This is a genomic window from Paenibacillus dendrobii (assembly GCF_009807035.1).
Classification (GTDB): domain Bacteria; phylum Bacillota; class Bacilli; order Paenibacillales; family Paenibacillaceae; genus Paenibacillus_AQ; species Paenibacillus_AQ dendrobii.
The window spans coordinates 668,226-682,004 of sequence record NZ_WUBI01000003.1; the positions used below are offsets into that span (position 1 = coordinate 668,226).

General features: G+C 49.4%; 9 protein-coding genes and 2 riboswitches. Of the genes, 2 read left to right on the top strand and 7 right to left on the bottom strand.

Translation table 11 applies throughout. The features are described 5' to 3' along the window. Positions 1–398: 398 nt before the first annotated feature. Positions 399–2,015: an ABC transporter permease subunit gene (locus tag GRF59_RS21035; protein WP_160499660.1), complete on the bottom strand. Its 1,617-nt coding sequence runs from the start codon at positions 2,013–2,015 to the stop codon at positions 399–401. Next, on the bottom strand, positions 2,008–2,760 hold the full coding sequence (locus tag GRF59_RS21040) for an ABC transporter ATP-binding protein (protein WP_160499661.1): 753 nt from the start codon (positions 2,758–2,760) through the stop codon (positions 2,008–2,010). Before GRF59_RS21040 ends, GRF59_RS21035 begins: the two co-directional genes overlap by 8 nt. A 253-nt stretch (positions 2,761–3,013) precedes the next feature. Here GRF59_RS21040 and GRF59_RS21045 point away from each other — a divergent pair, with 253 nt between their 5' ends. Continuing rightward, a complete protein-coding gene (locus GRF59_RS21045; protein WP_160499662.1) occupies positions 3,014–3,775 on the top strand; it encodes a DeoR/GlpR family DNA-binding transcription regulator in 762 nt (253 codons plus the stop codon). A gap of 74 nt (positions 3,776–3,849) precedes the next feature. Here GRF59_RS21045 and vanT read toward each other — a convergent pair whose 3' ends face one another. From vanT to GRF59_RS21065, 4 genes are all read right to left on the bottom strand, one after another. Then, complete coding sequence (vanT, locus tag GRF59_RS21050; RefSeq protein WP_237391947.1) at positions 3,850–5,229, bottom strand: serine racemase VanT catalytic subunit; 1,380 nt, start codon at positions 5,227–5,229, stop codon at positions 3,850–3,852. Next, entirely contained in the window at positions 5,226–6,038 is an 813-nt protein-coding gene (locus tag GRF59_RS21055) for a D-alanyl-D-alanine carboxypeptidase family protein (RefSeq protein ID WP_160499663.1), read from the bottom strand. The genes vanT and GRF59_RS21055 overlap by 4 nt, the downstream gene beginning before the upstream one ends. Beyond that, complete coding sequence (gene vanG, locus GRF59_RS21060) at positions 6,035–7,096, bottom strand: D-alanine--D-serine ligase VanG (protein WP_160499761.1); 1,062 nt, start codon at positions 7,094–7,096, stop codon at positions 6,035–6,037. The genes GRF59_RS21055 and vanG overlap by 4 nt, the downstream gene beginning before the upstream one ends. 307 nt (positions 7,097–7,403) lie before the next feature. Beyond that, a complete protein-coding gene (locus GRF59_RS21065; protein ID WP_160499664.1) occupies positions 7,404–10,328 on the bottom strand; it encodes a family 78 glycoside hydrolase catalytic domain in 2,925 nt (974 codons plus the stop codon). A 516-nt stretch (positions 10,329–10,844) separates the two neighbouring features. Further along, a riboswitch (cyclic di-GMP riboswitch) is annotated at positions 10,845–10,932 on the top strand. Between the two features lie 93 nt (positions 10,933–11,025). Continuing rightward, positions 11,026–11,114, top strand: a riboswitch (cyclic di-GMP riboswitch). A gap of 49 nt (positions 11,115–11,163) precedes the next feature. Between GRF59_RS21065 and GRF59_RS21070 the strand changes: the two genes are divergently transcribed. Continuing rightward, entirely contained in the window at positions 11,164–11,814 is a 651-nt protein-coding gene (locus GRF59_RS21070; protein ID WP_160499665.1) for an anthrax toxin lethal factor-related metalloendopeptidase, read from the top strand. A gap of 42 nt (positions 11,815–11,856) precedes the next feature. Here the strand turns inward: GRF59_RS21070 and GRF59_RS21075 are convergent. Beyond that, a partial coding sequence (locus tag GRF59_RS21075) for an S-layer homology domain-containing protein (protein ID WP_202128781.1) occupies positions 11,857–13,779 on the bottom strand: 1,923 nt, incomplete at its 5' end.

Consider the following 13,779-nt stretch of genomic DNA (forward strand, 5'->3'; position numbering starts at 1 on the left):
CACTTTTTATATTTAATGGTTTGTGAAAATGGAGTTGGGGTGCGGGGAAGGCCGCTCCGAGTACGGATCGTGCTTGGGCTTCTCGTGAATGAGACCGCTCCGAGTACGGATCGTGCTTCCGATCGCTGTTGTCTCATGGTCTCTTCCTAGGATCGAGCAATCAAAGATACTTCTTTAGCTTGATTTCGGTTTCACCGATGAGTGTTCAAGATGAGTGAATGAGTCCATTTCTTAAAAATCAAACATCTGAACGTAGTAGACGAATGGATTCTGAAGAAGCGTAGCGTTCGCCTTTGCCACCGGATTTCTACAACTAAAAAACATTCAATAAATCCGGGGGCAACAGCGATCGTAAGAACCATTCGAATACGAAGTGACACAACTGTGTTGAGATCAACTCAACGTGCTGCTCTTCTTCTCTGCAGAAAGTCGCACAGCACTTTTATCAGTAAATTAGTGAAGAAGATCAGCAGCGACAGCACGAAAATCTCGTTAAACTTGGCGAAATGCTGCAGTTCTTTGATTTTGCTGGCCACGACGGACGTATGGGCCGATACCAGGAAAATGATCCCGCTGATGGTCACCATGGAATTGATGAAATAGTAGCTGAACATCTCAATCACGGTGGAAGCCGAGTTCGGCAGGATCACCCTATAGATCGTTTTGAACCAGCTGTCCCCGAGCAGCTCCCCCGTGGTCTCCCACGATGGATTCATCTTGGAGAGAGAGTTCTTAGCCATCAGATACGGCGTTGTAAACAGATGCACGATGTTGCACAGCACGATGATCGTGAACGTACCCTTCAGGCTGCTTGCATTAAACAAGAGCAAGTACGATATCCCGAGCACCATGCCCGGCACCGTATTGGTCATCATCGACACAATATCGGTCGCTCCCCTCGCCCTAAGCTTCGTGCGCACATTCAGCAGCGCGGAGCCGTAAGCGACCAGCGTGCCGAATAGCGAGGTTAACAACGCAACCCACAGTGAATTTTTATAGACTCCCGTCAGATCGCTGGATTCAAACACGTCGGTGAAATGCTTGAACGTAAAGGTGAGATCGTAGGGAAAGCTATTCAGAAAAGGTGCGATGAACATAACCGCGAAGATGGACAGCATGCCCAGCACAATGGCGGAAGAGACCACTGCAAAGCCGGTATCGCGAACCCGGTGTCTCGGCAGCTCCACCTCCGTCACCTTGTCATAATGGAAATTAAGCTTTTCCAGGTATTGCAGCAGCCAGATGCCGAACACCGCGGGAACCAGCATCAGAACCGCGATGACCGCCCCCTGGTTGAAGTCCGGAATGGAGCCGAGCATCACCTGATACAGCTGTGCAGCGATCACCGAATATGTGCCGCCCACCGAGGCAGGAATCCCGAAATCCGTGAAGCTTAGGATGAAGGAGAGAACAAAGGCCCCGCCCAGCGCGCCCGCAAGCGGACGCAGAACGGTATTGGAGAAGCTCCGAACCGTGTTGTCGCCCATGAGCCTCGACACGATGATGAATTTTTTATCGATATACCCGAACGCATTATGGATCAGCAGAAACGCCGGTGGCAACGTATAGATGACATAGCCGATCAACAATCCGTTAAAGCCGTAGATTTCGAACAAGTTATGGCCGATGATTTTCGTGATTAATCCTTGATTGCCGAATGAGTACATAATGGCAAAACCATACGTGATCGTCGGGAGCAGCATTGGAACGATGATGACCGTTTTCAGCACGCCCTTGATGGGGCGGTATATTTTGGTGCAATGAATGGAGTAAGCCAGGATAAATCCGAGCACCGTCGTAACGAAGGCTGTGACTGCCGATACCTTCACGCTGTTCCAGATGGCTCCGATCATGTCCCGCTCCTTCCAGACGGATACGTAATTCGCAAGGGCATATCCTTGATCGGTCTCAAAGGAACGAATCAGCAAAACGATGAGCGGCAGGAACAGGAACCCGGCGAACAGCAGCAGGAGCAGCGTGAAAACCACCCGCATTTCAGGCTTGACTTTATGCATACATCTCACCGAACAAGTTATAAATATTCTGCCGTTTGATCTGTAATTGCTTAATAATGAACTGCTCTACGAACTCGTTCTCCGGCCGGTTGATAATTTCCTGAGGCGTGCCGAACTGCGAAATTTTCCCCTGGTTGATAATCAGTATTTTGTCGGACAACGTCAAAGCCTCCTCGGGATCATGCGTTACGATGATGGTCGTCAGCTTGAATTCCCTTGCGATCGACTGGATCCGCTGCTTGATGGACTCCTTGATCACCCCATCCAGCGCGCTGAGCGGCTCGTCGAGCAGAAGAATCTTTGGATTCGTCACCAGCGTTCGCGCAAGTGCCACTCTCTGCTTTTGCCCGCCGGATAATTCGCCGATCCTCTTTTTCAAATGAGGCTTTAATTCCAGAAAATCGATATATTCCTGAACCTCTTTCTCGCTTACCGAGCCCTTTTTATTGCGCAAGCCATAGACGATGTTGTCATACGCATTCAGGTTCGGGAACAAGGCATAGTCCTGAAACACGATGTTAAAGCCACGCTTTTTCATAGGAACATGGGTCAGGTCCACATCGTTGAATATGATGCTGCCGTGATCCATCGGGGTCAGGCCCAAAATCAGATTGAGCAGGGTCGTTTTGCCGCTTCCGCTTGGACCCAGGAGCGACACGATCTCGCCCGTGCCAATTTCGAGGTTGATGTCATCGAGAACCACTTTATCGTCAAATTGTTTGCTAATATGATGCAGCTTCAGCAAACCGCTCACCTCCCTTAAACACATCCTCAGTATAAAAATCATATGTCATCCCGAATCCACGTCTGTGTAAATTTTGCGTAAATTATGCATAACTCTTTCATATGTTATGACTAACTTTGGAGGATATTGGACATCTGCACATGCTGATCTATGTAAAATCTATTGAATAACGAGAGTGTTGACAGTACACTGGAATTGTTTCTATTTTTCAATAGATGAGCAACTTAACGTCATATATTAGCGGGTGAGAGAGATGCTGCCACTGGAACGGCAAAAGAAGATTCTCGATCTATTGACAGTCAAAAAGGTACTCAAAATAACGGAGCTTACAGATGAGCTGGATATCTCCATCGATACCCTTCGCAGGGATTTAAACTTGCTGACAACCCAGGGCAAAATCGAAAAAATCTATGGCGGCGTCAAGCTCGTTGACAGGTTCGGGGAGTCTTCCATGGATGAGCGGATGGTCAATCATTTGGAGGAAAAAGAACGGATCGCCCGCAAATGCAGCGAATATATTAGCGACGGCGATTGTATCTATATTGACAGCGGATCGACGACCTATCAGATTGCCAAATATATTAAGCAAAAAAAGAAACTTACGGTCATCACCAATTCTATCCCCGTCATTAACGAACTCATGCATTGCGAAGTCGAGCTGATCATCATCGGCGGGAAAATCAGACAGGATGAGCAGTCGGTCGTGGCGTTTGATTATATTTTCAATTTTCATGAACTGAATGTCCGTAAGGCCTTCATCTGCTGCAGCGGCATCACGATCGAAAGAGGAATCTCGGACTACAACCTGGAGGAAGCCATTACGCGCAAAAAAATGATCGAGCTCTCCAAGGAGGTATTCGTCGCCGCCGACAGCACCAAATTCGGAAAGGATGTTACGATCTCCATTGCCCCGCTTGATCGGATTGACACGATTGTGACGGATGGAAACGTGGATCGAAGCTTTCTTCCCAAGTTTAAAAAAACGGGCACGACCTTAGTTATTGCCGACGTTTAATATGAAGACAACAAAACGGACCTTTCACGAGTCGTTAATCCGAAACGACCTGAAAAAGTCCGCTTTTTTATTTACTATTCATTCTGAAAAGTTCTTTCCACCCGGCTGCCCAAACGGCTCAGTATTTCATTGCTCACCGTACCGCAGCGCTCTGCAATCTGACAGGCAGTAAGGGTCTCTTCTCCGTCTTGTCCAATAAGGGTAACCGTATCCCCTTGCCGGACGCCATCGATGGAGGTAACATCCACCGTCAGTTGATCCATGCAGATGCTGCCGATCATGCTTGCACGCTGGCCGCGGATAAGAACGTACCCGCCATGTTCGGACAACGATCTCGGAATGCCGTCGGCATAACCAATGGAAACCGTGGCGATCCGGATATCATGGGAGGGTACGAAGTTTAGGCCGTATCCAACCGGATGATGGGCCTCTACCTCTTTGACTTGGGTTACCTTCGCCCTGAGAGTGAGGACCGGCCGCAAGTCGGCCTGGGCCTGCACCTGATCCCCTTCATGGCTCAGCAGCCCATACAGAGCGATACCGGGGCGGACCAGGTCATAGCCAGCTCCAGGATAGTTCAGAATACCGTAGCTGCTCTGAATATGAGTACGTCCAGGATTGATTTCCGCCGCTTTCAGCTTACGGATGACCTCGTCAAAACGCCGCATTTGCTCCTGCGTAAACTCCCGTGCTGTCTCTCCCTGACTGTCAGACATCGACAAGTGACTGAAGATGCCTGTGACCCGCAGATGCGGGAAGCGGTAGCAATCCCGTATGGATTTCATATCTTGATAGGGCTCGCCCAAACGGTTCATGCCGGTGTCGATCTTAACATGGATGTTAATAGAAATACCGAATGCCTCTAGCGCCTCGCCGTATTCCCTGTTTACAAGCGTCTGAGTCAGCTGGTAGCGGGCAAGTTCAGGCGCAAGTCCGGGTGAGGTATATCCCAAAATGAGAATCTCGCCGCGGATCCCATGCTTTCGCAGGCTAATTCCCTCGCCAATTTCCGCGACCGCAAAATGGCCGATGCCTGCCCGGCTCAGTTCTTCTGCGATTTCATTACTGCCATGGCCATAAGCGTTTGCTTTGACGACGGCCATGATGCGTGTCGCAGAAGGCGCAATTCTTTGCAGTTCTTCCGCATTATGTCTTAAATGATCAAGGTTGATTTCCGCCCAGGCCCTACCCCCGCTTAGCGCGGCTTCCTTTTGTTTCCCCGATGGAACAAGCGGAGCATAGGGTATCTTTCTATATAATGAGCGGACCGGTGCGGCCGTCAGCATGGGCAGGGAATGATATCCGGAAAGCTTCGGCACGCCTAAGGGACGGCCGGACGGCCGAACCATCAACGGTTCCAGGCCGTGTGAACGGACTGATTTTCTTTTTGTTCCCTGCACAGAAACGAGAGAAGCCGGAAAGACCAACAGAAGTACGATGATGAGCGTTATCATCGGGCTGCCTGTCCCTGGTCATGATAAATCGTCACGATACAGCCGTTCACATTATTGCCGGACACTTCTATCTTTGTCCCCGGCTTCATATCGATCGCGATTTCTTTCTCCTCGGCGCCCATCTCAACAAAATACATTTCAATCAGATGATCTTTATGCTTTTTGAACAAATGCGGACCGTTCTGCGTGAACTGCTGCATGTACTCGGTATATTCCTCCAAACACATGCCGTACTGTTCCATGATCGTCGCATGCGGAATGCCGATGTAACGGAAATGCCATGGTTCGCAGGCGATATGGGTCAAATGCTCTTTCCCGTGACGATAGCGCTGAATGAACCCATGCGCTGCTGCCTGCCGGCGAAAAGCTGCATATACGCCATGATCCGGGAAGGAAGGGCACAGGTAATCCACGCCTGCGGTCAGCTCTCCGACATCCACAGCAAGCCCCGTCTGATGCTCGCTTTCATCCGGTCTTGCGACATAGCTGGCGGTAAAGATCGGCCCGTTATCCGCATAGGACTGATCGTAAATACGCTGCTGCTCCATGCGGGTACGGTAGCCGCTCACAATGCCAACTTGCTCTTTGGCCCCGCATGCCTTGAGCAAACCCTCCAGCTGCTGCAGGCATGTCCGCTCAAGACGCATATTCCTCTCTTCCGTACTGGCATGCGTAATATCTTGAACCGGCGCTAAGTTCTTGGGGTGGACGGCATATTGCAGCGGGTGCTCTGAATTCACCAGAACCAAAGTGCCGCGGCCAATCATCTTCGGATGGATGCGGATCATGCATTCGGATGTGCCAATCATGAGTTTACCTCCCTTGCCAGAGCGTGCTGGATCAGTTGATCCATCAGCTCCGGATATGAAATATGGCTTGCGCGCATCATGTTCGGATACCGGCTTGCAGCCGTGAATCCAGGCATGGTATTGACCTCATTAAACACAATGCATTCATCCTCGGTGATGAACATGTCCACTCTGGCCAGGCCTGTACAGCCCAGCGTGCGGTAGATCAGCTTGGACGTTTCTCTCACCTTAGCCGCCATTTCTTCGGAGATTCTTGCAGGCAGGTGGATTTTCGAAGAGACCAGGGAATATTTCTCGTCGTAGTCGAAAAACTCGCCTTGCAGCTCGATTTCATCGACCTCGGCAATCATCGGATCGCCATGGCCGAGTACAGCGCAGCCCACCTCGAATCCGGTAATATTTTGTTCGATAATGACTTTTGTATCATGCAAAAAAGCGTTCTGGATACCATTCATCAGTTCCAATTTATCATAAGCTTTGGTAATGCCGAATGATGATCCAGAGCGGGACGGCTTGATGAACAGCGGGAATCCAAGCGGCTCAGCCTCTTTTACTGCCGTGTATAAATCATCCTCCGCATACACGGTAATGGACTGTGCAACATCAATTCCTGCAGCCTTCACAAGCTGACTCGCGATTCCTTTGTCCATGCACACCGCTGAAGATAACGTATCGCAGCCGACAAAAGGGATTCCGGCCAGCTCCAGCAGGCCCTGCACCGTACCATCCTCGCCGTTCTTGCCATGAAGCACCGGAAACACCACATCCACCGGCGTCACACGGTATTCCGTGCCAACCAGCTCCACGATCCCGGCCAGATCCCGGCTAGGCGATATGAAGGATGAGATGCAGCTGGAATGTGCCCGCCAGCGGTCATCGCGTATTTCTTCTGTACTGCCGCCGTATCTGAACCAAGCTCCCTCTTTCGTGATGCCGATCAGGACCAAATCATATTTGGACGCATTCAGATGATCAATGACCGAAGCCGCCGACTTCAGCGATATATCATATTCCGTTGAGCAGCCCCCGAACAATACGGCGACGGTTTTCTTCTGTATATTTTGCATCGAATAATCTCCCCAGTTCATACGGGCCGGCCAGAAGTATGCTTGGGCCAACACCAAGATACGTTGAATTATAGGGAGCGCACTTTAAGTAAATTGAAACGAAAAATAAAAGTTGGTAAAGGAAATCTAAAGAAAAGATAAAGATTCTGCGCAATAAAAAACCACATAGAGCAGGTGCCTCCCATGTGGCTGAAATTCAATACCATCCTAAACTCTCGGGTATACAAATACCGTCAGCGCACTGACGGTATTTAATGCCTATGCTTTTCATTGTATCTGTAAAAAATCAACGATAGCCTTACTTACTTTCTACTATTTTCACTCTCTTTTGCATTCCGTCCGGTACACGCACTTCAACCTCCACCCCGCCAGGCACGAACACGTCGATATCCATCATGTCCCCGTCCACACTCCAGCTTACATCCATTCGGCCACCCTGCGGCAAAGGCACGCTGCCCCTTGCCCAGACAAGATCGCATGGCTGCGGTTCAACGAGGATGCGGGTCCAGCCGGGATCGGCACGCTTAACGCCGAGAATGTTCCGACCCAAAAAATATCCGGGTGCCGCCGACCAGGCATGACAGTGGCTTCTTGTTAATTGGTCTTTGTTAGCCCGGTTTTCCGTGAAATTCGGGTACATCTCCCAGCAGGTTGTAGCATCATATCGAAGCATCTGCCCATAATTGAAACGGATATCGTTCAGCATGTGCTCATACCGTCCGGCTTCGGCAAGCGCCTCATAATAGAAGAAAGACATGAAAGGACTACCGATTTGAACGAAGGACGACGGAGGGTCCAGCAGATACGAACCGACGATCTCTTTGCGCTTACCGGATGCCACGCCCGACAGGTATGCCAAAACCTGCGTCTGCATGCTGAAGATATCCGAACGTCTTCCATCCGAGTGAATGCAGTCCAGATACGCCTGCTGCCCTTCTTCCCATAGATGGGCGTTAATCGCCGAGGATAGCGTCTTCGCCGCTTGAATCCATGGCTTTGTGGCTTCTGCATCCTCGCCCGCGATCCGGGCAAGCTCGGCCGCCTTCTTCAGCGCAAGCACAAGCACCAAATTCTGATGCGTCACGATTCCGTCATTCGGTTGATCGATCGGGGCCCAATCCAGCAGGTTCCATCCCCTCATATCGAGCAGCCCATCCGCATTCAGATTCTTTAGATAATGCTCCAGCGTGAACCGTACCGCCGGCCAAATCTCCATGGCAAAATCCCTATCGTTCGCATGTTCTACATACTCCAAGCAGGCGATAGACCAGAAAAACGTCCAGTTCGGAATCACGCTGCTCCAGCCGCTCGGCACCTGATCGATATAAAGCGGAGACATGTCCTTAGACCCCGGAACCAGATTCAAGCACCTTTTCACGATATCCAGCGCGCCAAAGACATAATAGTTGACCAGAGCCTCATTCCGGCTGTCTCCCACCCAGAATACCTGCTCGTACGAAGGACAATCCACGAATGTATCCTCCATGCACAGCCTTGTCGTATGCCGACTGATATTCCAAATCTCGTTCAGCATCATGTCAGAGCATTGGAAGGCTCCCGCGTTCGTCACCGGGTACGTGCTTTGATGCACATATACCTCATAGAGCCTCACAGGTGCCTCAGCGCCTCGTATCGTCAGCACCATATAGCGGAATCCCCGGCGAACCGGTGACAGGTAACGCTGCCTTCCCTCGCGGCATATATACCGGATCGTATTGTCCAGCCCATAAGTGTGTTGTCTGAATTCGTCCCGAATATACTCAATCCCGTATACATCAATGATCGTTCCCGCCTTGGCCTCAACCTCAAATCCGATGAACCCCGTCGTTTCCCGGCCTACATCAATCACGATCTCATAGTCGGATTCAGCATTCTCAAACCGCGGTATCACAGCTGGCTCCGGCGTTGGCAAAATGGCATGCTCAAGTTGAGACGGAATACTGAGGGACTCAGCCTCTACCGTCCAAATGCCAGCCCCAAGCACATCATCCTCACAGTACAAGGCGCCCGGCAAAGGTCGTATCCGTCCGCTCAGATCCGCAAGCTCTTTTACACTGGCGGCCCCGGCAGCCTTCACATATTCCGGATGGTCCACCCTCATCTGCTGTGGCTCCTGATGATCGATATGAACCATGGTATCAAAAGGTCCTATCAGCACAAACGGAGTCTCCTCCATATTGGTTCCGGTTCCCCCTGGTGTTCTCCATTCCAGCGCTGCTTCACTATTTGCGGCCAAGTGGAAGCTTCCCCCGTGATCCCATGACGTGACGTCAATCAGCACAAAATGCTCCCCTGCATCCAGGTCCAGCGTGCAATATCGCTCGGGTGTATCGCCGAACCATTCCGTACACAGCTTACCATCCACCCACACCCTATCAGTCCGCCATCCCCCCGGAAATCCCAAAGTGATCGTGCCGGATTCCTTCAATAGAAGCTCTCCTGCCAGATAACCGACATAACTTACCGGATTGGCATGCAAGATGCTGTCTGGCACCATCGCTGCCCTGAGATCAATTGCCGCCGTCCAGGATGGAGCCTGTACCCGGCGCAGCGAAACTAACCGGGAAGGGTACATCTTCTCCTCCGTCAAAAAAGGGATATCTCTTGGCTTAAGCCGTTTCCAAGGATCCACGCCTGCAGGCCCGATGCACTTGGCCTTCTCCCATGTGGAATCCGGCCCGTCTTCACGGTAGCAGGTCAATATCCACTTTTCATCCCATGCCCGTGCATCATATACGTCGGCGAAGCCCTGCTGACAGCACATACGCGGTGAGCGGGGATTCTGTGCAAGCAATTTCGAAGTTGACCATGTATCGTCGCTGCAAATCCGCAGGATATTATTCCGGACGGCATTTGAATCTGGCGTGAAGGTGCATTCCAGTTCGGCCAAAAGGCCGCCTCTGCCGCGTATATAATAGAAGTTCGTTAAACCGAAATGCAGGACATGAACCGCAATGACATTCCGCTGTCCAGCACGTAGGAGATGTCCCACTTCATAAGAGTCATAAAATTGTTCCTCCCTCCAGGAACGCACCGGCCCTCGGCCGATCCGCTCACCGTTGACGTAGAGAATATAGCGGGAATCCGCAGCCAGGTGCAGCCACGCTTCCTCCAAACCTTCCGCAGGCAATTCAAAAACTTTTCGAAAACAGCGCCACTCATTACGCGGACTCTCCTCGTGGCCTCCCCAGATCCACTGCGCGGTCCATGATCTTGCATTCATTTGATTCATCAGCTCCTTTTCGGGATGGATAGGATTGAAATCGCATACATGTTTGTTCTGCTCTTACGTTTCATCAACAGTACATATCATTCCTGCTGTGAACACCCATTTCGTTAAAAATGAAATTCCACTCTCATCTCAATACGGAGTACATCCAAAAACTTGGCGGTTCATGGGATAAGCCTGTTCATCGAACGATGATCCGATTTACGATCATTGAACTGGATTCAGACCCTTTGGACTAAATATATTCTTTTACCCATTAAAAATACTGATTCTATAGACTCGGGCATCACGCCTATCCGCCCACGCCCGATGACCCAGTTTCTGCCATGATTCCAGACCATTCGTCAACATTTAACGCGACTCTTTTCCTACTTTTATCTTGACTATTAAATCTAGCAGATTTAATATATTGGTAGATAATCCCTTCATACTAGATTCATGTACTAGAGAGGGCTATCTATTCTTCAGTTCAATTTACAGATAATAGATTTTAATGATCAAACACTAAAAAAATGATAAAGGCAAACCCATTGAAAAGTGGGGACGCAAAACTACAGGGGCTAACGCGAATGATTCGCCATGCCAGCCAGTTACCGACATAAGGTGCAACGTTATTCGTTGTTATTCAACCCTTCTTATTTCGGTAAGAAGGGTTTTTCGCGCTTTATCACAATTACATATGTCAACTCCGTATTGACAAAGGCAAACCCATTGAAAGATGGGGGCGCAAAGCTATAGGAGCTAACGCGATGCAAGTCGCCATGCTAGCCAGTTACCGATATTGAAGCCTAACGTTTGATATGACGTTAGCTTTTGGAGGATGTTCGAGATGAAATGGACAAAACGCATACTCGCCGTACTTATCATTATTGCATTGATTGGCGTATTTCCTAAGAATGAGGTTCATGCCCAAGATTCGACTATCAATCAGTTAGTTGTCCTGCCAACAGGCAATTATAACGTGAAGGAAGCCAATGCCATGATTGGACGGTTAGAAAGAATACCTGCTCCAGTCCTGAAAGCTTTGAATGATAAAGGCGTAAAAATCATCCTGACCAACGACATTATCACCAATGAACCGGAACTGAAGTACCTGAAGGGACAAACGCCAAGAGGCTGGGAAGGTACTGGTTTAACTTGGGATGACGTGCCTGGTGTCAGTGAGAAAAACGTTGTTGTCCGTATTGGTTATAGTAAAAAAGGCAAAGGCCATAATTCGTACAATCTGGAGATCCATGAAACCATGCATGCTGTTGATCGTTTCGTATTCAACAATGCGAGTGACACGCAAGAGTTCAAGGATATTTTCAATAAAGAAGCTGGCGTGAACTATAACAACGATGGTTATATGTCGGTTTACCCCGTTGAATATTTTGCTGAAGCAGCGAGTATGTATCTGTACAATGAAACCACACAAAAGGAACTGAAAGAAAGCACTCCGTTAACATACGATTACATGGACAAGCTTTTTAATAAATAATAAAAAGAAGGCCCCTCTATTAGAGGAGCCTTCTTCTTTTAGTTAAGGATACACATGATCAGGTTTTACTTGTTCCCAAGTTTCCGTATCATCTGCATTTCTGCTGTAATCATGATAGTTGGTTGCTTCGAGCACATCCGCATAATACCATTTATCCTTCGTATTATCCGGCCATACCTTCGCATCTGCATGAATACCTGCTGCCGTAACCTTGCGGTTCAATACACTGTTGATGAAAGCCATGGCTTCCGCCCGTGTAATGTACTGATCCGGTCTGAATTTGCCATCCGGATATCCTTTGATCCATCCTTTATTCGCAGCAGATACGATGTACTTCTCAGCCCAATGGCCTTGGATGTCTGAGAACAACGTATTCTTCTGCTCATCCAGATCATCGAATCTTGAAGCGATTGCGGCAAATTCTGCTCTTGTAATTTGACGACCCGGCTTGAATGTTCCATCCGGATATCCTGTGATAATGCCCGCATTTTCCATGGTCGCGATGTTTTTGCTGGACCAGCGAGTTTGGGCAACATCCTTATACGTGCTTGTATTCTTGATGTAATCACTGCGCGTTGCGTCATCCATCAAACGATAGAAGATAGCGGCTACCTCTTCGCGGCTGATGTTGTTCTCCGGTTTAATCATGCCATCCGGATATCCATTGATATAGTTGTAATGGTTATCGGTATCCAGCTTAGGGGGCGCTGGCGGCAACGGTGTAACCGGCGGTGCAGGAGGCAGCGGAGTTATGCCGGAACCGCCTGATGATGAACCCGGATTGCTCGGAGTCACAGGACTGTTTTTCGTATAGTAGAAAATGTATTCCTGTCCGTCATTATCTTTGAACGTGTACTCATAGGTGGACTTTACCGGAGTATATCCGGAAACCGAAACGGCTGTTAATGTAGCGGTATCGCCAGCTTTGCCCTTCTTCGTGGTCGAAGCGGCCAACACCGTGCCTGTTCCCTGTTCCAGATACTTCACCGTAACTTCCTGATCCTTCACAACCGGCTTCTCAGCCTTGATGTAAGGAATGACATACTCCTGTTCAGGATTTGCATTGAACGTATAGGTATACGTTGGCAGCTCTGGATTGTAAACCGCATCACCCACCGTGATTGGTTCCGGCGTGATCGTGATCGTTTCATCCGGTCTGCCCGAGCGAGTCACATTCCCCAGTTCCTCACCCGTCTCTTTATCAACGAATTTCACCAGGACCTGCTGAACATTTTCGTCATTACCTTTTTTGTAGTAGATTGTGTGCTCCTGATCCGGTGCATCGGTAATGAGATATTCTTGGTGGAATTCGATGGGTGTATACACCGCATCGCTAACCGTAATCGGCTCCGCATCCCACTCAAGCTTCTTCCCTACCTCACCGCTAAGCGTTGTAGGTTCGATAAGATCAATATTCGTTTCTTGATCAACATGATGAATAAGAACGGTACGCTGCTCGGCTTCAGGAGTATCTTGGATGTAGTTGAAAATGTACTCCTGTTTCTCTTCAGCGGATACTGTGTAACTCACGGTGTATTCTGGCAACGTATATCCGTCAAAGTGCGGCGCCTCCAGCAGAATTTCCTGGCCTACTTCACCTTCGCGGGTCGTAGGTCCTTGAAGTTCTTGAGTTGTGCCCTTTACCAGGTACTTAATCGTAATGGTCCGCATTTCCTTAACCGGTTCGTTGGCTTTGTAGTAGAAGGTGTACTGTTGATCTGCTTTTGCAGTGAACGTGTACTTACCGTCTGTTTCCACTGCCGTGTAGCCTGCGATCACCGGTGGCGTCAGCGTAATCTCTTGATCCGTCACACCGTCTTTCGTCGTTGGAGCTTGGATCGGTTGATCCGTATCTTGATCCACGTAGTTGATCGTTACCGTTTGTTTGTTCGCTGTGTAGTACACGATGTGCTCTTGACCTTCTTTGTTCGTGAAGGTGTAGCTTTCAGTTGCGTTCACAGCGGT

Bases quoted from the DNA above. Each gene is read 5' to 3' on its own strand.
- GRF59_RS21045 (WP_160499662.1), top strand. From the start codon at position 3,014: ATGCTGCCACTGGAACGGCAAAAGAAGATTCTCGATCTATTGACAGTC.
- GRF59_RS21055 (WP_160499663.1), bottom strand. From the start codon at position 6,038: ATGATTGGCACATCCGAATGCATGATCCGCATCCATCCGAAGATGATT.
- GRF59_RS21035 (WP_160499660.1), bottom strand. From the start codon at position 2,015: ATGCATAAAGTCAAGCCTGAAATGCGGGTGGTTTTCACGCTGCTCCTG.
- GRF59_RS21070 (WP_160499665.1), top strand. From the start codon at position 11,164: ATGAAATGGACAAAACGCATACTCGCCGTACTTATCATTATTGCATTG.
- vanT (WP_237391947.1), bottom strand. From the start codon at position 5,229: ATGATAACGCTCATCATCGTACTTCTGTTGGTCTTTCCGGCTTCTCTC.
- GRF59_RS21065 (WP_160499664.1), bottom strand. From the start codon at position 10,328: ATGAATGCAAGATCATGGACCGCGCAGTGGATCTGGGGAGGCCACGAG.